Source organism: Desulforamulus aquiferis, assembly GCF_030577015.1.
In the GTDB taxonomy this organism is placed as follows: Bacteria; Bacillota; Desulfotomaculia; order Desulfotomaculales; family Desulfotomaculaceae; genus Desulfotomaculum; species Desulfotomaculum aquiferis.
Map to the genome: position 1 here is coordinate 134,136 of NZ_JARPTC010000003.1, position 22,617 is coordinate 156,752.

Annotated in this window: 18 protein-coding genes; 3 read left to right on the plus strand and 15 right to left on the minus strand. The window is 44.9% G+C overall.

Annotation, left to right across the window (positions count from 1 at the left end; translation table 11 throughout):
* The first annotated feature begins 99 nt into the window (after positions 1-99).
* Positions 100-1,878: an Rqc2 family fibronectin-binding protein gene (locus P6N53_RS03075; protein WP_304541096.1), complete on the plus strand. Its 1,779-nt coding sequence runs from the start codon at positions 100-102 to the stop codon at positions 1,876-1,878.
* Here the strand turns inward: P6N53_RS03075 and P6N53_RS03080 are convergent.
* The 12 genes from P6N53_RS03080 to P6N53_RS03135 form a co-directional block, all read right to left on the minus strand.
* On the minus strand, positions 1,862-3,349 hold the full coding sequence (locus P6N53_RS03080; protein WP_304541134.1) for an alkaline phosphatase family protein: 1,488 nt from the start codon (positions 3,347-3,349) through the stop codon (positions 1,862-1,864). The two genes, P6N53_RS03075 and P6N53_RS03080, sit on opposite strands and share 17 nt — an antisense overlap.
* A 136-nt stretch (positions 3,350-3,485) precedes the next feature.
* A complete protein-coding gene (gene pyrE, locus P6N53_RS03085) occupies positions 3,486-4,061 on the minus strand; it encodes an orotate phosphoribosyltransferase (RefSeq protein ID WP_304541098.1) in 576 nt (191 codons plus the stop codon).
* A gap of 17 nt (positions 4,062-4,078) precedes the next feature.
* Positions 4,079-4,528 (minus strand): signal peptidase II, encoded by a 450-nt coding sequence (gene lspA, locus P6N53_RS03090; RefSeq protein WP_304541099.1) that lies wholly within the window; start codon positions 4,526-4,528, stop codon positions 4,079-4,081.
* 2 nt (positions 4,529-4,530) lie between these two features.
* Positions 4,531-5,268: an orotidine-5'-phosphate decarboxylase gene (pyrF, locus tag P6N53_RS03095; RefSeq protein WP_304541100.1), complete on the minus strand. Its 738-nt coding sequence runs from the start codon at positions 5,266-5,268 to the stop codon at positions 4,531-4,533.
* Positions 5,269-5,283: 15 nt separating this feature from the next.
* Complete coding sequence (locus P6N53_RS03100) at positions 5,284-6,201, minus strand: dihydroorotate dehydrogenase (RefSeq protein ID WP_304541101.1); 918 nt, start codon at positions 6,199-6,201, stop codon at positions 5,284-5,286.
* Positions 6,198-6,986 (minus strand): dihydroorotate dehydrogenase electron transfer subunit, encoded by a 789-nt coding sequence (locus P6N53_RS03105; protein WP_304541102.1) that lies wholly within the window; start codon positions 6,984-6,986, stop codon positions 6,198-6,200. The genes P6N53_RS03100 and P6N53_RS03105 overlap by 4 nt, the downstream gene beginning before the upstream one ends.
* A gap of 74 nt (positions 6,987-7,060) precedes the next feature.
* Complete coding sequence (gene carB / locus P6N53_RS03110) at positions 7,061-10,306, minus strand: carbamoyl-phosphate synthase large subunit (protein ID WP_304541103.1); 3,246 nt, start codon at positions 10,304-10,306, stop codon at positions 7,061-7,063.
* A gap of 3 nt (positions 10,307-10,309) precedes the next feature.
* Positions 10,310-11,398 (minus strand): glutamine-hydrolyzing carbamoyl-phosphate synthase small subunit, encoded by a 1,089-nt coding sequence (gene carA, locus P6N53_RS03115; protein WP_304541104.1) that lies wholly within the window; start codon positions 11,396-11,398, stop codon positions 10,310-10,312.
* 75 nt (positions 11,399-11,473) lie between these two features.
* On the minus strand, positions 11,474-12,760 hold the full coding sequence (locus P6N53_RS03120; protein WP_304541106.1) for a dihydroorotase: 1,287 nt from the start codon (positions 12,758-12,760) through the stop codon (positions 11,474-11,476).
* Positions 12,744-13,682 carry an aspartate carbamoyltransferase catalytic subunit gene (locus P6N53_RS03125; protein WP_304541107.1) on the minus strand — a complete coding sequence of 313 codons (939 nt, stop codon included), beginning with the start codon at positions 13,680-13,682 and terminating at the stop codon, positions 12,744-12,746. Before P6N53_RS03125 ends, P6N53_RS03120 begins: the two co-directional genes overlap by 17 nt.
* Positions 13,683-13,903: 221 nt before the next feature.
* On the minus strand, positions 13,904-14,458 hold the full coding sequence (pyrR, locus tag P6N53_RS03130) for a bifunctional pyr operon transcriptional regulator/uracil phosphoribosyltransferase PyrR (RefSeq protein WP_304541109.1): 555 nt from the start codon (positions 14,456-14,458) through the stop codon (positions 13,904-13,906).
* Between the two features lie 197 nt (positions 14,459-14,655).
* The gene (locus tag P6N53_RS03135; protein WP_304541111.1) at positions 14,656-14,931 is read right to left on the minus strand and encodes a YqhV family protein; all 276 of its coding nucleotides are present in this window, start codon (positions 14,929-14,931) and stop codon (positions 14,656-14,658) included.
* Positions 14,932-15,060: 129 nt separating this feature from the next.
* Between P6N53_RS03135 and P6N53_RS03140 the strand changes: the two genes are divergently transcribed.
* Positions 15,061-16,503 (plus strand): MFS transporter, encoded by a 1,443-nt coding sequence (locus P6N53_RS03140; RefSeq protein WP_304541113.1) that lies wholly within the window; start codon positions 15,061-15,063, stop codon positions 16,501-16,503.
* A 120-nt stretch (positions 16,504-16,623) separates the two neighbouring features.
* Positions 16,624-17,436, plus strand: coding sequence for a phosphosulfolactate synthase (gene comA / locus P6N53_RS03145; RefSeq protein WP_304541115.1), 813 nt, complete (start codon positions 16,624-16,626; stop codon positions 17,434-17,436).
* A gap of 53 nt (positions 17,437-17,489) precedes the next feature.
* On the opposite strand, the gene P6N53_RS03150 is transcribed toward comA, so the two are convergent.
* Genes P6N53_RS03150 through P6N53_RS03160 form a run of 3 tightly spaced genes read right to left on the minus strand, consistent with a single transcriptional unit; the run spans position 17,490 to position 22,473 of the window.
* Complete coding sequence (locus P6N53_RS03150; protein WP_304541117.1) at positions 17,490-18,932, minus strand: ATP-binding response regulator; 1,443 nt, start codon at positions 18,930-18,932, stop codon at positions 17,490-17,492.
* A gap of 4 nt (positions 18,933-18,936) precedes the next feature.
* Positions 18,937-19,779, minus strand: coding sequence for a CheR family methyltransferase (locus P6N53_RS03155; RefSeq protein ID WP_304541135.1), 843 nt, complete (start codon positions 19,777-19,779; stop codon positions 18,937-18,939).
* 3 nt (positions 19,780-19,782) lie between these two features.
* The gene (locus P6N53_RS03160; protein WP_304541119.1) at positions 19,783-22,473 is read right to left on the minus strand and encodes a response regulator; all 2,691 of its coding nucleotides are present in this window, start codon (positions 22,471-22,473) and stop codon (positions 19,783-19,785) included.
* Positions 22,474-22,617 lie beyond the last annotated feature (144 nt).

The following is a 22,617-nucleotide window of genomic DNA, read 5'->3' on the forward strand; positions in this document are numbered from 1 at the left end:
GACCCTAATTTAAGATTTAACTATGGTAAGCATTAAAGATTTTCCATTGGCTACCAGTTGTTTTTTAGTTACAATAGGTAATGGAGAGGAGAAGATATTATGGCCTTCGATGGTTTGGTTATGTCAGCTGTGGCCCAGGAACTTGAAAGCAAGCTTATTGGCGGAAGAATAGAAAAAATACATCAACCTGGACCTAGCGAAGTAATTTTAGTAATTCATACCAGGGGTCTGGGAAAACAGAGACTTCTTTTATCAGCAGATTCCCGGGACGCCCGGATTCATCTATCAGATAAGTCTTATGTAAATCCCCTGGCCCCACCAATTTTTTGTATGGTGCTGCGCAAACATCTGGAGGGAAGCCGGATTCGTTCTATTAGACAGGTGGAGCTGGAAAGGGTTCTGGAGTTGTCCATAGATTCAAGAGATGAGCTAGGACGACCATCAGAAAAACTCCTTATTTGTGAGGTTATGGGCAAGCATAGTAATATTGTACTGGTTGATCCTGAGAGCAATAGCATCGTCGATGGTGTTAATCGTTATTCCCACTCAGTGTCCCGCTATAGGGAGGTTCTCCCCAATCGTCCTTACCTGCCACCGCCTGAGCAAAGTAAACTTGACCCTAGGAAAATAACTGAGGAACAGTTCCCTTCACTAATTATCCAGACTGGTGACTTGTCATCCTCTGTTATGTCTGCCCTGTTAAGACTTATGGCAGGAGTTGGACCCCAAACCTGCCGGGAACTGGTGGTCCGGGCTGGACTTAGCCCGGACTATGCACTGGAGTTTTGCGGTGAATATGAGTTTAGGCAGCTATGGCAGCAAATCAATTGGCTAGGGCAAATGATTGAAGCCGGTAACTTCCAGCCCACTTTATTATTAGATAGAAGGGGGACCCCCCTTGAGTTTGCCGCCCTGGACTTATCCCATATTACGGCTCACAAACGAGAGCATGGCACCATCAGCGAGGTATTAGATCGCTACTATCAAAGCCTGGGACATCGTCGCAGCCTGGAATCTGCTCGACAGTCTATATTGCAAACGGTAAAAAGGGAGATTGACCGTCTACAAAAGAAAACTGCAATATACACAAAAAGCTTGGCTGCTGCTGAAAAGGCCGATATTTATAGGGTTTACGGAGAACTAATTACTGCCAACCTCTATAACCTGGAGCAGGGACCCGAGGCCAGGGTGGAAAATTTTTATGATCCTGATTGTGCAGAAGTTATTATTCCTATGGAGTCTTCCCGAACTCCCTCGGAAAATGCTCAATCTTATTTTAAAAAGTATCTTAAAGCGAAAAATACCCGGGAGGCTGTACTGGGTCAATTGGAGCAGGCAGAATCAGAGCTGTCCTATCTTGAAGCAGTGGAAAATGCCCTGAGCAATGCCTCGGAAATAGCAGATCTTGAGGAGATTCGAGGGGAATTAGAGGAGCAGGCCTATCTTAAGCCTAGGGCGGGAGCACGGAAAAAAGCAAAAAAGGAGCAGCAAAAACCACAGCCCCTTTCTTTTGTTTCAACCGACGGCTTTACAATCTTTGTGGGTAAAAACAATAAACAAAATGATTATTTAACCTTACGTCTGGCTCGGGACGAGGACATCTGGCTGCACACAAAGGATATACCCGGTTCCCACGTTATTATTAGATGCCAGGCAAATCCTGACGTGCCGGATCAGACCCTTTTAGAGGCTGCAAGCCTAGCAGCCTGGTTCAGCAAGGCCCGTCAATCCGGCAAAGTCCCAGTGGACTATACACAAAGACGTAATGTTCGTAAGCCGAGGGGAGCCAAGCCCGGCATGGTCATTTACGATAATCAGCGCACCCTTTCAGTGACTCCCAACGAGGAATTAGTCGAAAAGCTTACACCTGGGGAGTAAGCAAGAGTGATTTTACAAAGGGAACCACATCAACCAAGCGGGGCCTCTCTATACCTTGGGGGGTTCCGCTAATTATTAGGGGCACCAGTGAGTCCTCCCTATGGAGGGAGCCGTGGTTTCCAATTTTAACCTTGAACGCTCCTCCCTCACCCCCCAGTATATAACCAGGCTCCGCTGTGACAATCATATCTCCGGCATTGGGATTATCCAGACAGCCAGTTATTCGTTCCAGTGCGTTAGGATAGCAACCATACTTTATGGCCCCATCCATTATCCCCATGTCAAGGCAACCCAAATCACCCCTAAGGGTCCATTTGTTACCGTAGTCGTCTCCCGCATCATTGCCACGGGAGAAGGAAAGCATCTCCTTTCCCGCCTTTGCCACATGATACCATGCTTCATCTTTCCAAATCACCTGATCGATATTAGGCTCGGCCAACAATTTTTTCATTATATCTTTTCTCATGCCTTGCCTGTGCTGAAGTATATAGATATAGGCAGTACGAGCGTTGGAGCAAATTGCTATATCTTTACCCTCAACAGGGTTTTCACCAAGTCTGGCCTGGGAATATTGCTTTAATATTTCTGGAATCTTGATAAAAGCCCTTTTGCCCTTTTCCAAAGTTGACTGGGCATGATCCCCAACCAATACAAATACATATTCTTCCAAGGCCTGTTCCCAAGAATCAAAGCAATCCAGTATTTTTGAAAGATGCTTATCCACATTTGTCAGACATGGTTCACAGCAATCTGCATTCTCTGAATGGGCCACACTATCTGTATCCGGGAAGTATATGGTTAACAAATCCGGTCTTTCATCTTGCTGTAAAAACCAAGTAGCTGCGGCCACAGATACCTTATCATTAATACCAAAATTCTTCCAATAGCGAACATCTTCAGTTACCAAATCCAGGTTTCCCGGGGGCTGGTGAAGCTGTCCAAGACAAAGCTTCTTTGGTCCATGTATCTTACCTTTATCCAACTCAAAAAGTGTAGTAAGTTTAATACTTAGGGGGATTTTTGCATCATATTCGTCGTTACCCCGGTAAATAAATGGATTGGCAGCTGCAGTAGTGATACCCTGGGACTCTAAATCCTCGTAAATAGTACGCACATCCCAACCAAGATGTTTATGGTTGAGATTAAAAAAGAAATCCATACTTGACTGATAAACGCCACTTTTTAAGATGGACAGCCAGTTGGCACCGTAGCAAATAATGCGCCTCTCACCACGATGATACCAAACCATTCCCGGAATCCCATGCTGAGCCGGATGGTCACCTGTAGCTAATGTACTGGTACAAGAAGGAGTCACGGTGGGGAAAATTGAAATGCAACTTTCATCTAAATGTCCCCTTTCAATTAAAAAGGACAAGGCCGGCAGCTTTCCCTTTTCCCGGCAATGACGCAAAGCCCTGGGGTGGAAAGAATCTATTACAATATAAATAACTCCCTTACTGGCCAATGGCATCACTCCCACAAAATAAAATTCCCCCTTAGCATATGCTAAAGGGGGGAAATCTACCCATAAGCGTGGACGGTTCTTTGTCTCATTTGATACCACTAGTTTTACCAGAATTCAGTGAGTCAGAGAACCGTGACTCATTCTAAGGGACTTGGCGGCTGCCGGGTTTGATGGCAGGGAGGCCTTGGGCGCACAGGGGGCAGTTATCGGGCTCGTAGGTTTCTACTGTTACGGTAAGCAGTGCTTTGGTGGGTACGCCCAAGTCAGCTTTGCCGTTGCTGCGGTCCACCAGGACGCCAACCCCTACTACTTCTCCGCCAAGAGCCTTAACAACCTCTATAACTTCAGCCACCGAACCACCTGTGGTGATTACGTCCTCAACTACTAAAACCTTTTCCCCTGGTTCGATGTGAAAATTCCTTCTTAGGGCCATCTTGCCGTTTTCCCTTTCAGTGAAGATACTGCGTACTCCCAAGGCTCGCCCTACCTCATAGGAAACGATAATTCCACCCATGGCAGGACCAATTACAGTTTGTACACCTTGGTCAGCAAAATCCTTGGCCAATTCCTGACAAAGCATTCCTGTGTACTGTGGATGTTGAAGTACCTGGGCACACTGAAAATATCTGTTACTATGTTTTCCAGAGGTCAGCCTAAAATGCCCGGTAAGCATTGCCTCTGTTTTGGAAAAAATATCAAGAACCTCTTCTCTGGTCATATTAAGCTACACTCCTTTTAATGAGAACCACGTTTAAACTCCCTAAAGGCATCCAGCAAAATCAAAGCAACCCCGATGGAAATTGCTGTATCAGCTAGATTGAAGACAGGCCAAATACGAAAATCAAGGAAGTCAATTACCTTGGTAAATCTTATGCGATCGATTAAGTTTCCCAGTGCACCACCGGCCACTAAGCCCAAGGCCCATTGGTACATAGGACCTGCCCTATTGATCCAGCGGTAGGCCACCAGCATGCCCAGCAACACCAAGGAAGTCACTGCAATAAAAAACCATGTCTTTCCAGCCAGCATACCAAAGGCAGCACCAGGATTTTGGATATAGGTTAGGTGAAATACACCTGGCCAAACCGGTATCGATTCCCCCAGTGCCATCTTGTTGATTACAATAAGCTTTGTGTAATAATCCAGAAATAAAGTAACACCCATTACGATAGCTAATCGAATCATAATTAAATCCCCTCTGTCATTTCAACCAGTACACGCCCAGCAGCATCAAACGGGTCTGCTGCACCTGTAATCGGTCTGCCAACCACTAAATAGCTGGCACCCAGCCCTATTGCCTCAGCTGGGGTCATAATTCTCTTCTGATCCCCGGTAACAGACCAACTTGGTCTTATGCCTGGAGTTATTATTTCAAATTCTTGGCCACAAGCTTCACGAATTATTTCAATCTCCCGCGGAGAACAAACCACACCCTGTAAGCCTGCACCTTTGGTCAACAGTGCCCAATCCCTCACCTTATCCTTAATATCTCCGGGAAGTCCAATCTCTCCACTAAAGGTGTTTTGGTCAATGCTGGTAAGAATCGTTACTGAGATCAATTTGGGGGCAGGAATATTCAATACTCCGGCACCTTCTTGAAGGGCCTCGGCCGCTGCCCTCATCATGGCAGAGCCACCTGAGGCATGGACATTAATAATATCCGCACCTAAGCCGGCAAGGGCCTTGGCTGCCTGTCCCACAGTATTGGGAATATCATGCAGTTTAAGATCCAAGAATACTTTAACCCCCTGCTCCTTTAAACGTCGGACGATATCAGGTCCGGCACTATAAAATAGCTGCATTCCCACCTTAAACATGCCCACAGTACCATTTAACTGTTTGACCAAAGCCTCGGCACGTTCTATGGTATCCACATCCAGGGCTACTATTAGCTTATCCTTTGCCAGTTGCATTTTATTGTCCATTTTTTCCTCCAGTTATTATGACCTGTGGGCAGCTCCCACCAATTCAGTAATATCACTAATTCCCTGTTTAATTAAATAATCTTCAATACCCTGCACAACTTCCAGGGTGGCTAAAGGATTAATGAAATTAGCTGTACCCACAGCCACGGCAGTGGCCCCGGCTAAAATAAATTCCAGGGCATCTTGTGCAGTTACAATACCACCCATTCCCACCAAAGGAATTTTTACTGCCTGGTACACCTGCCAAACTGACCTAACCGCCACAGGCTTAACTGCCGGTCCTGAAAGTCCCCCCATAATGTTGCCCAGGACAGGTTTTCTCCGATGAATATCAATGCTCATGCCGAGTAGGGTGTTTATCAGGGATAGTGCATCCGCTCCGGCTCCTTCAACTGCCCTGGCGATCCCGGCAATGTCCGTCACATTAGGAGATAGCTTTACAATGGCAGGCAGGTTTGTAGACCCCTTAACTGCCCTGGTGACCTCGGCGGCGCTGGTCGCATCTGCCCCAAAGGCCATGCCGCCCATTTTTACATTGGGGCAGGAGATGTTCACCTCAAGGCCTGCTATCCCAGGTACGCCGTCAAGCTTTGCTGCCAATTTGGCATATTCCTCCACAGTATTGCCTGAAATATTTACTATGACTTTAGTTGTCAGCCCTGCAAAATAGGGACTGTATTTTTCTATTAAGTAATCTGCCCCAGGGTTTTGTAAACCTATGGAATTCAGCATACCAGCCGGGGTCTCTGCCATTCTGGGGGTAATATTACCCTCCCTTGGCTCCAGGGTAGTGCCCTTAACCACTATGGCACCCAGCTTATTAATATCCAGATAGGGTGAATACTCCGGACCAAAACCAAAGGTTCCAGAAGCAGTGGTCACCGGATTTTTCATAATTATACCGCCGATGTTTACCTGCAGATTTGGCCTCATTCCCAAACCACCTGCCAGGAGGGAAATACCGGTCCATCGGCACAAACCCTTTTATTAGTTACTTCCCCATGATGACTAATTTTAGTTGCGCAGGAAAGACAAGCCCCTATACCACAACCCATATGCTCTTCCAGGGAAGCTTCCCCCGGCACATCGGCCTCTGCCAACATAGAAGCTATATCCCGCATCATAGGCTTAGGTCCACACATATAAGTGATGGCAGTCCTTTTCCAGTCCGCGTGTTTGCTCATCACCCCTGGCACTGTGCCCTTATAACCCAGGGAGCCATCGTCGGTGGCAATTACCACCTCGGCTTCCATCTGCTCAAACTGTCCATCACAAAGTAAGCTCTTCTTGTCTTTGGCACCAAGATAGACAGTTACCTGACACTTCATATGGGCCAGTTCCTGGACTAAAAATACCAGGGGTGCGGCACCAATACCCCCGGCAGCCACAGCCACACGGGAACCTGGCAGCGGCATGGTAAAGCCCTTGCCTAAGGGACCCATTAGGTTTATGATATCTCCCACCTTGCTCTGGGCTAGCAGTTCTGTCCCTTTACCCACCACCCGAAACAGCAGGGCCAGTACACCCTTTGGACGGCTAACCATATGAATAGAGATGGGTCTCCTAAGCAGCGGGTCCTGGGAATCACTGCAGCGGACGTGCACAAATTGGCCCGGCACAGCCAGCCGGGCAATGTCAGGAGCTTCCAGCTCCATATAGTAGGTAGCCGGTGCCACCGGGTAAACTCCAAGCACCTTGGCATCCATTATCTTAGACATGTATATCCCCTCCAGCAATTCGGTTAGACACAGGGGCTAACCCCTGTGTCCGATAATAACTCTAGTTTACCCATTTAACCCAACTCTGGCAACTTTTTCTCCCTTTTATCGAGATAATTCTGGAGGGGAATTAAATCCGGCACTTCACCTTCCTGAATGCCGTAAAGTACCTCCAACATGACCCAGGCTGTATCCATAGAGGTTAAGCAGGGTATACCGTGCTCAACTGCAGATCTCCTAATCTTAAAACCGTCCCGCTCAGGTTCTTTACCCCGGCTGATTGTATTAATTACCAAATTGATGCGATTAGCCTTAATCAGGTCGACAATTGTCTCCCCGCCCTCGCCTACTTTATTGACTGCTTCCACCTGGATACCACGGCTTTGCAGGAAGCTGGCTGTTCCCCGGGTGGCACAAACCTTATAACCCAGTTCCACAAGTCCTTCAATGACCGGCAGTGCCTCTTCCTTATCCCTATCGGCAATGGTGGCAAGGACCGTTCCCTGTCTTGGAAACTGGGTTCCTGCGGCCAGCAGCGCTTTATAAAGGGCCGTTGAGAAGTCACCGTTAACACCTAATACTTCACCCGTAGATTTCATCTCTGGTCCTAGGGATACGTCCACATCCAGGAGTTTACCAAAGGAGAATACCGGGGCCTTAACCGCCACAAGACCGCTATCCGGGTAAAGTCCCCCTTGATAGCCCATCTCAACCAAGGTTTTACCCAGGGCACATTTGGTGCCGAGGCTGACCATAGGAATACCTGTTACTTTGCTAAGGTATGGTACTGTCCGGCTGGACCGTGGGTTAACCTCAATAACGTAAACCTGTCCTTCATGCAGAACATACTGTATATTAACCAGTCCCCTTACCCCTAAAGCCAGGGCAAGTCGTTCGGTATATTCTATCATCTGGTCTGCTTGTTCCTGGGTTAAGGTTTGGGCGGGATAGACTGCAATACTGTCACCTGAGTGAACCCCTGCTCTCTCAACATGTTCCATGATACCCGGAATCAGCACAGTGGTTCCGTCACAGATGGCATCAACCTCAAACTCCTGGCCAACCATATAACGGTCCACCAACACAGGGTGATCCGGGGTAACCTTCACAGCCCTTTGCATGTAGGAAAGAAGTTCCTCCTGGGAGTAAACAATCTCCATGGCCCGTCCACCTAATACGTAGGAAGGTCGTACAAGTACCGGGAAGCCCACCTCATCGGCAATCTTAGCAGCCTCTTGAACAGAAAAGGCAGTCCTGCCAGGGGGCTTAGGTATGGCAAGCTCCACCAGCAGCTTGTCAAAGCGTTCACGGTCCTCGGCCACGTCAATGGCATCCACCGAGGTGCCGATAATCTTTATTCCTGCCCGCTCCAGTGGCTTGGCCAGGTTAATGGCAGTTTGGCCGCCAAACTGTACTATAACTCCCTGGGGCTTCTCCTTTTCCAATATATTTAGTACATCCTCTGTAACAAGTGGTTCAAAATACAACCTATCGGCAGTATCAAAGTCTGTACTTACAGTTTCCGGGTTATTGTTGATGGTGATGGCCTCAATACCCTCTTCCCTGAGGGCCCAGACCGAATGTACCGAGCAGTAGTCAAACTCTATACCCTGCCCAATGCGAATGGGCCCTGAGCCCAGCACCACAACCTTGGGCCTGTCGGTGGGGGTAGCCTCATCCTCAAACTCATAGCTGGAATAATAGTATGGGGTAATGGCTTCAAACTCTGCAGCACAGGTATCAACCATCTTATAGACAGCATTAATTCCCTGAACCTGCCTAGCTTCCCTGACCTCTCCTTCGGATAATCCGGTTATCTGGCCAATATACCTATCAGCTAATCCGTAGGCCTTGGCCTGCAACAACCTCTCCCTGGTCAAGCCGGTTAATGGTACATCCCGTCTAAGGGTTTCCTCAAAGGCTACAACCTGATAAATTTTCTCCAGGAAGAATACATCAATGGCCGATAAGCTGGCAGCCTGATTAACTGTACCTCCCCTTCTGAAAAACTCAGCCACAGCAAAGAGCCTCTGATCCTCAGCCTTAACTAATTTTTGCTCTAGCTCTTCCTGGGACAGAGCCTGAAATTCTGGAATTTGCAGACCAAATAAGCCAATCTCCAGGGAGCGAATGGCCTTCATCAAGGCTGACTCAAAGGTTCGGTCAATGGACATGACCTCCCCGGTGGCTTTCATTTGAGTTCCCAGGGTCCTATCTGCACTTATAAATTTATCAAAGGGCCAGCGGGGGAACTTTATTACACAATAATCCAGGGTTGGCTCAAAACAAGCATAGGTTTTGCCTGTTACCGAATTACGTATTTCATCCAGGGTAAGGCCAATGGCAATTTTAGAGGCCACCTTGGCGATTGGATAACCAGTTGCCTTGGAGGCTAGGGCCGAGGACCTGGAAACCCTTGGATTAACTTCTATAACGATATATTTATAGCTGTGGGGGTCAAGGGCGTATTGCACATTGCAGCCGCCTTCGATACCCAAGGCCCGGATAATTTTCAAGGAAGCACTGCGCAGCATCTGGTATTCCCGGTCACTAAGGGTCTGGGAGGGTGCTACCACGATGCTGTCTCCTGTATGCACACCTACAGGATCTAGGTTTTCCATATTACAAACTGTGATGCAGTTATCAGCGGCATCACGCATTACTTCATACTCAATTTCTTTCCAGCCAGCTACACTGCGTTCAACCAGGATTTGCCCAATTAGGCTGTGCTTAAGTCCACGAATGGCTACTGCTGTTAATTCCTCTCTACTTTTGGCGATGCCTCCCCCTGTACCTCCCATGGTATAGGCGGGTCTAACGATAACTGGGTATCCGATGGAGTCTGCAAACTCAATTGCTTCCCTAACAGAACAAACAATGGTTGATTCAGGTACAGGTTCACCTATTTGCTCCATCATTAATTTAAACATTTCTCTATCTTCTGCTTTACGTATGGCGTCCAGGGGAGTTCCCAGCAGGATTACACCCTCTTCATCCAGCACGCCCCTCTCAGCCAATTGCATAGCTATATTTAGACCAACTTGTCCACCCAGGGTTGGCAAAAGACCATCGGGCTTCTCCTGACGAATTACCCTGGTAACAAACTCTGGTGTTAAAGGCTCAATATATACCCGATCAGCCATATTGGCATCTGTCATGATGGTAGCCGGGTTAGAGTTTACCAGCACTACCTCAAGTCCCTCTTCTTTCAGGGAACGGCAAGCCTGGGTTCCGGCATAGTCAAATTCAGCGGCCTGACCGATAACAATGGGGCCGGAACCTATTACTAATACTTTTTTTATACCCTGCTTTTTAGGCATGGGTTACCTCCCCTCACTGGCTACAAAGTTATTAATATTGTCTAGGAAGCGATCAAAAAGATATTCAGAATCCATGGGGCCAGGTGCAGCCTCAGGATGGTACTGTACCGAGAATACAGGCAGGCTCTTGTGACGTAAGCCCTCTACGGTATTATCGTTAAGATTGATATGGGAAACCTCCATATCCGAAGGCAAGCTATCCTTATCTACTGTGTATCCGTGGTTTTGTGAGGTAATGTAAACTCTGCCACTGGCCAAATCCTTAACAGGGTGATTTGCACCCCTATGGCCAAACTTAAGCTTATAGGTTTTACCTCCCACTGCCAGACCTATAATTTGGTGACCCAGGCAAATACCAAAAACCGGCAGTTTGTCTATTAAACTTTTAACAGTCTTAACGGCATAAGGAACGTCCGTGGGGTCTCCAGGTCCGTTAGATAGCATTAAACCCTTGGGATTCATGGCCAGGATTTCTTCCGGGCTTGTGGTGGGTGGAACCACCACCACCTCACATTGACGGTTATTCAGGCACCTTACAATATTAGCCTTAGCCCCAAAATCTATAAGGACTACCCGATGCCCCTCGCCGGACACGGTATATATCTCCTTGGTGGCCACTGTGGGAACGAGCTCCTGACCGGAAATTCCCGGGGTATTTTTAGCTTTTTCAATAAGTATTGCCGGGTCGGTAATCTGGGTGCTAATAATACCTCTCATGGTACCGTGATTACGTATTCTCCTGGTTAAAGCCCTGGTGTCAATTCCAGATATACCAATGACACCTTCCCGGGCTAAGAACTCATCTATTTTATTGCTAACACGCCAGTTGCTGGGTCTATCGCACTCTTCCTTGACCACAAAGCCCCTTACAAAGGAACGTTTGGCTTCAAAATCATCTTTATTGATACCGTAATTGCCAATTAGGGGATAGGTCATGACCACTATTTGTCCACAATAGGATGGATCTGTTAGTACTTCTTGGTAGCCGGTCATTCCAGTATTAAAAACCACTTCTCCCCATTGCTCCCCTGTGGCCCCAAAGGCCTTGCCGGTAAATACGGTTCCGTCTTCTAGTACTAGTAAAGCTTGCATTATGATAAGACACCTCCGTCAATAAACTTCCATTGTATAATTATACATCATGCTGCATTTTTATCTAGTGTAAATTTACTCCTGGAGCTGTCTATTTTCCATGACCAGCACTCCACCGCAAAGGGTAGCAACCGGCCAACCCGTAAGCCTGCGACCCCCAAAGGGTGTGTTTTTACTCTTACTCTGCATCTTACCTGGGTCCACTACATCACTTAGCTCCGGGTCAATGATGGTGATATCCGCCACTCCTCCGATATCCAGAAAACCTCCCGGCAGACCTAATATCTTACGTGGATTAGTGCATAATCTTGCCACTGCCTGGGGCACCGATAATATACCTGTATGGACCAACTCAGTAAATACCAGTCCCACAGCAGTTTCCAAGCCTATCAGGCCATTGGGAGCATATTGAAATTCTGCATCCTTTTCATGAAAGGCGTGGGGTGCATGGTCTGTGGCTATCACATCTATTACCCCGTCCTTTAGCCCCTCTTTGATGGCCTCAACATCTTTCATGCTTCGCAGGGGTGGATTAACCTTGGCGTTTGTGTTGAAGCCCTGCACAGCTTCCTCGGTTAGGGTAAAGTGGTGTGGTCCTACTTCAGCAGTGACCTTTAAACCCCGCTCCTTTGCCTGACGTACCATTCGGACACTTCCCACTGTACTAATGTGGGCTAAATGTAACTTGCAGCCAGTGGCCTCAGCCAGCAATATATCCCTAGCCACCATAGCCTCTTCGGCAGCGGCAGGTATACCCTTTAATCCCAGCATAGCGGAGATTGGACCCTCATGCATCAACCCGCCACCGGCCAGACTCAAATCTTCACAATGGGAAATAACCGGCAGGTCAAGCATAGCAGCATACTGCATAACCCGGTACATCATTCCCGCATCCATTACAGGCTGACCGTCATCGGAGAATGCCACCGCTCCACTTTCCTTTAAATCTGCCATTTCTGTAAGTTCTTTACCAGCTGATCCCTTGGTAAGGGCACCAATAGGGTAAACCTTAGAGGGCATACCCTGGGCCCTTTGCAGGATATAACTAATTACTGACCCGTTATCTGCCACCGGATTGGTGTTTGGCATGCAGGCCACTGCCGTAAAGCCTCCCATGGCCGCAGCCCTGGTTCCGCTGGCTATGTCTTCCTTATACTCATAACCAGGTTCCCTCAGATGTACGTGCATGTCCAACAGCCCCGGGCAAACATAGCGACCGGTGGCCTCAATCACCTTAGCCTCCTGATCAGAGATATCTGCTCCTATATTTACTATAAGTCCTTGATCTATTAGCAGATCTTGCTGTGCCAAGGTCTCCTTAACCGGGTCCACAATAATTCCGCCCTTAATTAGATAGCGCATTGGCTTCACCTCCGGTTAACAGATATAATACAGCCATTCTTATTGCCACACCGTTGGTGACCTGCTCAGTTATCACTGAATGATTACCGTAGGCAACCTCCGGGCTAATTTCCACGCCCCGGTTCATTGGCCCTGGATGCAAAATTAGAGCATCCTTAGCCAAAAGCCCCAGATGCTTCTGGGTAACTCCAAACAACCTGCTGTACTCTCTGAGTGATGGGAATAAACCCTGCTGCTGTCTTTCCAATTGAATACGCAGCACATTGACCACGTCTACCCCCTCTAAGGCTTCGTCCAATTTATGATATACTTTAGCCCCCATCTGCTGAATTTCCGGTGGCATCAAGGTGGTTGGTCCCACCACCCTTACCTCCGCCCCCATTTTAGTTAATCCCCAAATATTTGACCTAGCCACTCTGCTGTGGAGAATATCCCCTACAATAGCCACCTTAAGGCCAGCAAAATTGCCCTTTTTCTCCCTAATGGTAAACATATCTAATAGTCCCTGGGTTGGATGCTCATGGGTCCCATCCCCCGCATTTACCACCGAGGCTGGAATGCAACCTGCCAGGTATTCAGCAGCTCCACTGGCCGGATGACGCATTACCACAACATCCACTCCCATGGAATTTAGTGTCAAACCAGTATCCCTTAAACTTTCTCCCTTTGACACTGAACTGCTTGAAGCAGTTAGTCCCACTGTGTCTGCACTAAGGTATTTTGCCGCTAAATCAAAGGAGGATCTGGTTCTGGTGCTGTTCTCATAAAAAAGTGTTATCACGCTACGTCCCCGCAGGGTGGGAGTTTTTTTAATCTTTCTGCCGATAATTTCCTTCATGGGAACTGCTGTATCCAGCACCAGCTTAATTTCTTCTGCTGTAAGATTACGCAGACCCAGGAGGTCCTTCCTTTGCCATCCCATTAATATAACCCCCTTTTAATAATTTCTACTTAAATTACTTCCATTATTACTAGTCACAAAAAATATAGCCCCAGCAAGGTAATAATACCCCACTGAGGCCGGCAGTCTGGCAAGGCTTAAAAATTAACCATAAGCCCTTCTTTGCCTGAATCCCTTTTTATCGGGATTACCTTGCCGGCCTCACAGGACCGATTTTAAAGGTATCATTCAGGAACCCATATTTAATTCCCCTCTAAAATTATTACCCGCTCTTCATTATCTATCTCCGATAACCTAACAGAGATAACTTCTTTACGGGAGGTAGGAACATTCTTACCAACATAATCTGCCCGGATTGGTATCTCCCTGTGACCACGGTCTATTAAAACTGCCAGTTGTACCACCTCAGGTCTGCCTAAATCCATAATTGCATCCAAGGCAGCCCTAACAGTACGACCAGTGTACAAAACATCATCTATTAAAACTAATTTTTTGTCAGTGACAGAAAAGGTAACTTCTGTTTGGTGAACTTGAGGCTGGTTAGCCAGGGTGGTCAGGTCATCACGATACAGGGTAATATCAAGAATACCAACAGGTACTGTAGTGCCTTCAATTTCATTAATGTATTTTGCCAAGCGCTGGGCTAAGGGAACGCCCCTACGTCTAACACCAATTAAGGCTAAGTTTTCGACGCCCTTATTGCGCTCAATTATCTCATGGGCGATCCGAACCATGGCTCTTCTCATACCCTTGTCATCAAGTATCTGGGCTTTTTCTTTTAGATCCTTCTCGTTCATTAACCCACCTCCAAAAATAACAATACATACTAAAAATGCTTACCCTATTCGGTAAGCAGGCATAGTTTAACCCTAAATGATTAATTCTATGTTTCCTTACCGGCCTCTCGGGACCCAATTAAAGGTTTTATCTGTATAAGTCTACCATCTCATTTGGGCGAGTGTCAAGGCAAATTTGTTCGTGCTTATCAGTATTACTAGGACTTGTTTATTCCATAAAAAATAAGTAGTACGCCAGAAAATATGATAGCCATTTTTGAAATGGATACCTTTCCGGCCAACCCAACTAAACCTAAGGTTGTTACCAAAACCATTACCGTGGGTCCAACCATGGCTAAAACAGCGTTAATTTTTAATGCAGATTCCACTCTGCCAAATTTCAACATTAGCATTGCTGCAGAAAATTCAATGGTTGCAGATAGGCAACGAAGCATGGCCATGGCAAAAACAATTCTATCAGTAATAAAAAACATGTTATCCCCCCGCTTTCGTTATACTTTAAAAAGTATGCTGGTTAGACAAGACTAATGCATATAGTGCCTGTTAAAGAGACAAAATACATTGTGCCTTTTATTTAAAGTAAACCAAAGGACGTGGTTATAATGTCACAAGCCGCTGCAGCAGGTGGTAATAACAAAGGAAATAATGCCAATGGCTTTACACTTGCAGCCCTGGCCGGTGTACCGCTAATAATGGTCTTGGGAAACTCCATGTTAATCCCGGTACTTCCCGAAATGGCAACAGCACTAAGGGTTTCACAAATGGAAATAAGTCTTATTATAACCATGTTCTCTGTTCCTGCAGGTTTAGTTATTCCTTTGGCCGGCTTTTTATCGGATCGATTCGGTAGAAAAAAGGTAATCATTCCAGCTCTGTTTCTTTATGCCCTAGGTGGTCTCCTAGCTGGAGCAGCTGCTCTAATCTTTAGGGAAAACGCTTATCCTTGGATCCTAGGAGGTCGGGTTCTTCAAGGTATTGGTGCAGCTGGCACAGCCCCCATTGCCATGGCCTTTTGCGGGGATTTATGGGCGGGAAAAGAAAGGGCTAAATCCCTTGGGGTCATTGAAGCCTCAAATGGAATGGGTAAGGTGACAAGCCCTATCCTTGGTGCTGTTGTGGGACTAATTGCCTGGTGGGCTATTTTCTTTTTCTTTCCCATTGTAATAGCCTTTGTTATTTTGGCGGTTTGGTTTTTAACAAAGGAACCTGAAGCCAAGAAAGAGCCTAAAAAAGTTAAAGAATATATAGGTTCCATTAAAAAGATATTTAAAAAGAAATCTCCTTTGCTTTTATCAAGCTTCTTTGCCGGTTCTGCTGCCCTGCTGATTTTATTTGGTGTATTGTTTTACCTTTCAGACTTTCTGGAAAAAAGGTACGGCCTTGATGGCGTAATTAAAGGAGCAGCCTTAGCGATTCCAGTTTTATTTATGAGTACTACTTCCTATCTTACCGGTGCACTTATTAAGAAAAAAATAAATTTAATGAAGTGGCTGGTGGTAATTGGCCATGTTATTATTGGGGCTTCTCTGGTAACCCTACCTCTCTTTAATAATGTCTATGCCTTCTTTGCCGGTATTTCAGCAGCGGGAGTGGGTACGGGTTTAGTTTTACCTTGTTTAAATACCCTAATAACCGGCTCTGCTGAAAAGGACGAGAGAGGTTTGGTTACTTCACTATATGGTAGTGTCAGATTTCTGGGTGTAGCTGCAGGCCCTCCTCTCTTTGGATGGTTGGTGGGCATTGGCCCTGATGTAATGTTTTGGGCATCAGCCGGGTTGGCAGCGGTGGCTGCCGTAGCTGCATTCCTTTTCATAAAAGTTAAAGCCATAAAAGAGTCTCCCCCTGGAACAGCAGCAAAGGGACAACATTCTCATAAGCCTGAAAAAATAACTCTAGAGCCAGCAACTCAGCCAACTTTTATGTATAATACATTGGCCTGGCGCCCTTTAAATAATGTTAGTATGGTGGCCCGTAAGCCAATGCCAAAAGAGGATAGGTTAAATACGGTTGGACAGGTAAATAATGGTGATGAACAAAAGGAGTAACCCCAGTTTTATCAAATGCATATTTTAAGTCATGACCGAATTAATCTCATCACGGGGGATAAAGGGGAGGTGTTTGTGACGGACCCGTTATTAAGCGGGACCGTGAAAGGAGTTGTCAGCATGAACAAGGATGGGCTCAAAAAGACGTGGCAGGAAATCCTTAGTTTCCCCATGGGAACCAGATGTGAAAAGCCAAGGACAAAGGGGTTAACAATGGTTATTGATAAGGGCTTGGGACTGGGTGAAACCAGGGATTTGCTAAATCTAGCTGGAGACTATATTGACTTCTTTAAGCTGGGCTTTGGCACTTCTGCACTATATTACAATCATGTCCTTGAGGAAAAAATTAATTTGGTAACCTCCCATGGGGTTGAGATCTATCCAGGAGGCACTTTTTTAGAAGTAGCAATATTACAGGACAAGCTAAGGGAATATTTGGCAATGGCTAGGGACTTTGGATTTACTGCTATTGAGGTTTCCGATGGCACCATGGATCTGAACCCAAAAATCCGGGCAGAAGCTGTTACCCGTGCTGTCGAGATGGGCTTTACCGTTTTAACGGAGGTAGGGAAAAAGGATCCCCACGATGACTTTGAAATTAAAGATATTGTTAAGTTAGTTAGTGATGATCTGTCTAACGGTGCATCCTACGTCATTGTTGAAGGGCGTGAGTCCGGTAAGGGTGTGGGCTTATACGACAACCAAGGAAATATAATCCTATCTGACCTTGAAGAGTTAGTCCACAGTGTGACCGACCCATCCAAACTAATCTGGGAAGCTCCCATTAAAGATCAGCAGCAGGAGCTAATTATTCGTTTCGGCCCTGATGTTAGTATTGTAAATATAAACCCCCATGAGGTCCTTGCCCTCGAAGCACTCCGTGTTGGATTAAGAGCAGACACCCTTAAATCAGTCCTCCGGAGATATAAGTAGCATAATAATTTAATGATTAACTCTTTGGTGTATAACATCAAGGGGTTTTTTATTTATATCCCTGCAGGATTATTAAATCTAAAAAGGAAGTTTGTGCCCCTAGGACTAGTTTCCAAGGTAATTACCGCATTGTGCCTGGCCGCAATTCCGAAACAGGTAGCCAGTCCCAAGCCGGTTCCCTCTGCCTTAGTTGTAAAAAATGGAGTACCAAGCTTTTCCAGAATATCTTCGCTAATACCCTTACCCTGATCCCTTACAGATAGGATAACCTCATTTTCGTCATGATAGGTTTTAATTGTCAAGTAGCCTCCCTCACCCATGGAATCTAAACCATTCCGGGCTAAATTTAAAATGACCTGACGAATTTCTTTATCATCAAGCATTAAATCCGGTATTACTCCCAGTTCTATTTTTACATACTTATCACTACCAACGGCATCCGCCTGGATTAAGGGATATAGTGCTTCAATAATGGGATTTAAGCTTTGCATTACTAACTCTTTTGATTTCACTTTACTTATTGATAAAAATTCGGTAATTATGGAGTTAGCTCTATCCAATTCTTCTATCATTATCTTAAAATATTCTTCATATTGAATACAGCCATTCTTTTCAGATAGCATTTGTAAAAAGCCCCTGACGGTTGTCATCGGATTTCTGACCTCATGGCTTATGCCGGCAGCCATCTCTCCAATAAGGTTTAGCCTATCCAATCTGGCAATATCCTGCTCCATCTGTTTACGATTAGTAATATCCTTTAAATAAACCGAAAGTCCTGCCTCCCAGGGATATATATGAAAATCCCTCCACCGTTCCTGGGTAAAAACCTCAAATTGTACCTGAACCTGCTCCTCCATAGCCCGGGTAAAGGCCCTGGTCATTTGCTCCGGCGGATTAGCATATTCAGTCCAGATACTTTTACCAATTAGCTGTCCTTTACTTTTACCCAGTTGCCTTTCGGCTTCTTTATTTATATAGGTAAACTTCCACTCTTTATCCACAGCAAAGAAGGCGTCGGTTATACTCTCCAAAATACTGGTGATTTGCCGGGAGGATTTTCTTAATTGATCAGCAATTATTTTCCTCTGTCTAATCTCTTCCCTTAAATTTTGGTGAATCTTAACAAAACCCTCTATTTTTAGCTGCAAAGTCTTATGATTAAAGGGTTTAAAAATATAATCTATGGCACCTAAAGAATATCCTTGAAGCACATGTTCAGAGGCCTGGCTAATGGCGGTAATAAAGATTATAGGAATATGTCGTGATTTTTCCCTCTGCCTAATCAATTGGGCCGTTTCAAAGCCATTTATACCCGGCATTTGAACATCCAGCAAAATAACTGCCACGTCTTCCTTTAAAACCCATTTTAAGGCCTCTTCCCCAGAGTAGGCCTTTATTAAATTATAATCAGGTGACGAGAGTACCGCTTCCAAGGCCAATAAATTTTCGGGGCGGTCATCTACCATTAGAATGTTGATTATTTCACTACTCTTCATATTCCTATCCTTTTTTGATATATAGTTTATCCTTAGAACCCATTTCCACGTAACTGTTTTGATGGTCAGAAAACCTAATACTCTCTTTATTGCCAAGTCCTAGGATCCCTTCCTCACCTAAACTTTCATAAAACAGCTTATGGACCCGGTTCTGTAGGGTTTTATCAAAATAAATGAGTACATTGCGACAGATTATTACATTAAATTCGTTTATGGACCCGTCAGTTACTAGATTATGGCGCGAAAAGACAACCCTTTCCGATAAAAAGGGATGGAAAATTACTTCACTTCCTTCAGCTCGATAATATTCAGAGAAGGATCTGCTTCCTCCAGCCTTAAGATAATTGGCGGTATAGGTTTGCATTTTATCTATGGGAAATACCCCTCTACTTGCTCCCTTTAAGGCAACTTCATTTATATCGGTGGCATAAATGGTAGTCTTATGGTAAAGGTTCTCCTCATACAAAAGAATGGCCATAGAGAATACCTCCTCACCGGTGGCACAACCTGCATGCCAAATACGGATAAAGGGATATCTTCGTAAAAGAGGCACTACGTTTTTTCTAAAGGTCAGAAAAAAGCTTGGATCACGAAACATCTCTGTGACGGTAATGGACAAATCACCTAATAGCTTTGACATTGATTTTTTGTTATGCAGAACCAGGGCCTGCAAAGCTGATATACTTTGCAGGCGTTCTTCCCGCATGCGGTGTAAAATTCTACGCCTTATAGAAGAAAATACATAGTTTCTGAAATCATAGCCATAGTGGCGAAATATGCCCTCCAAAAGTAGCTCAATTTCGATATTCTCTAATTGCTCGGTTTGTTGTTCTTGGGATTCTTTTATTTTCTACACCATCCTATATAGCCAAACCCTAAGCATTGACATAAGTTGTTCGGTATTTATGGGCTTAGTAATATAATCTGAGGCACCTGCACTAAAGCATTGTTCACGATCCGCTTTCATGGTTTTTGCTGTTAGAGCTATAATTGGCAATTTATCATACTCAGGCTTATTCCTGATAGCCTTTATGGCTTCATAGCCATCCATATTGGGCATCATGATATCCATTAATATAAGGTCAATATCAGGGTTTAGCTCCAACATGTCCAGGCCTTCCCTGCCATTTTCGGCAAAATATACCTCCACCTGGTGATTTTCCAATGCAGTGGTTACAGCAAAAATATTCCTTACATCATCATCCACTATCAGGATTTTCTTCCCTTTAAGAAAGGCCTGGCTTTGTTCTACAGGCTTAACCAGTTCCTGGGATTCATTTTCAATAATATCCGGGCCTGAATCCTGCGAATGGACCGGCAGATACAGGGTAAAGGTGCTTCCCTCTTCGTTAGACTTAACATCTATAAACCCACCTAGAAGCCCTGCCAATTCCCTGCTGATGGATAAGCCAAGTCCGGTACCGCCATACTTCCGACTAGTTGTCCCATCGGCCTGACAAAAGGCCTCAAAGATAAGCTCTTGTTTTTCAGGGGGAATTCCGATACCGGTATCGGTTACAGAAATTGCTATCATGAATTGCTCTGCTTCCAATGTAGTGTTTAATCGTAACTTTTCATCTGCTAATCTTATTGTTAGTACAACACTGCCCTTCTCGGTGAACTTAAATGCATTGGACAAGAGATTAAATAGTATTTGTTCTAATCTGTGTTCATCGGTGTAAACAATCTCAGGCAAGCTGTGGTCTATTATAGTCTCAAAGTTGAGTCTTTTTTTGTTAGCAACCGGAATAAAATGACGCTCAGCAAAGTCTTTTATATCAATTAATCTAATTCTCCCTTGGTTAATATCCATCTTACCTGATTCGATCTTTGCTAAATCAAGGACCTCATTGATTAGTTGAAGTAGATCATTGCCGGAGGTAATAATGGTTCTGGCATATTCCATTTGTTTTTCTGTTAAGTTGCCCTGCTGATTTTCGGCCAAGAGCTGTGAAAGTATTAACATACTATTCAACGGAGTCCTGAGCTCATGGGACATATTGGCTAAAAACTCCGATTTATACCTAGAAGCCTGCTCTAACTGATAAGCCTTGTCCTCAAGGTCAGCCTTTATTTTTTCCAATTCCTTTGTCCTCTGCTCAGATTCCCGGTATTGCTCCTCTAATTTTTCATTGAAGGTCTTTAATTCCTCCTGCTGTAGCTGTAATTCTTCTGATTGTATTTGTAATTCCTCGGTTAATTCCTGGGATTCCTTCAGCAATCTTTGTACCTGCATATGTCCTGCTACCCTGTTAATAGTTACACCAATGATGTTTGCCAATTCGTGAAGCAGGTTTTGTTGCAATTGGCTAAAATTCTCAAGGGAGGCTAGTTCAATTACCGCCAATACCTGATTTTCAAACTTCACTGGTACAAGGATTAGGCTCTTGGGAGCTAATTTGACTATTCCAGTAGTAATCTGTATATGTTTATCTGTAACCCTAGTTAGATGAATAATCTTACTTTCTACAGCACATTGACCCACTAGCCCTTCGCCTATTTGAAACCTTCTCGGTCCATCCTCCAGCCTCTCGGCAGCATAAGCAGCAAGTTCCTTAAGTACCCTCTGGTCTCCTTCTCCTTCCAGCAAGTAAAAAATGCCATGACTTGCACCCACTGATGGAGTAATTTTATTGATTAGTATCTGGGCCAAGTCCTTTAGATTAAGGACACCCTGCTGGAGGTTGCTAATTTCTGCCATTCTGGTCTTTAACAAGCTATGCTCCTGCATAGCTTCCAGGTAGGCCTTTTCTTGTTTGCTATGCTCCTCAAGACTAGCTGACATTTGATTAAACGCCAGGGCTATCTCCCCAAATTCATCCCGGGAAGAAATATTAATTTTTGGCATTTTATCATCTGAAGCAGTTAATGGCATTTGAGATAAGGCAGAAGTAATCTTTGTAATTCTTCCGTATATATTCGTTATAATCCAGCCGACTATCAAGGCACCAAGGAAGAACCCGCCAAGGGCAAAGGATATGGTAATATTTCTAGCCTTATGGTATTCTTGCTCCGAATTTAATACTATTTCATCCATGGTGGTTTCCTGATAGGATATAAGATCTTCTATGGCCCCAAAAAGAACTAGCCTCACAGTCCTACCCTCATTAAGCAGCAGACCTGTAGCTTCTTCTCTTCTGCCATTCCCGGACAATTCAATAATATTTGCCTCAATACGATTATAGGCAGTGAATAATTCCTTTACTTGAATTACTAGCTCCCTCATATGTGGGGCAAGTTCTAGCTCATCTAATTCATTGAGGGCCGCTATGGCAATTTTACGAGATTTTTCTATTTGTGCATAATTCTCTTTATTCCTTTCACTATCAAGCTCTAATGTAATTTCTTTTAAAATACTATTAATATTACTTACTTCATAGCGGAGTGTATCGGCCAATTTGACCTTTTGGTATCTATCCTTAACTACCTCGTCTATATTTTTATTTAGACCTTGCAGTATGGATATATACAGCACGGATAGAACAAATGTTACTAAAAAAAGTGAACCAAATCCGATAAATAATTTCGTTCTAAGTTTCATAATATTGCCCCTAGTTTGTTTATTATTTGATAATATTACTTCTTTCTCTTCATTTCTTTTATTCTCCTGCCCATTTTTGGCAAATTTTAGATAAAAAATAAACCCTTTATGTTTTGAACGCTCCCTATCGGGTAGACCGGGGAA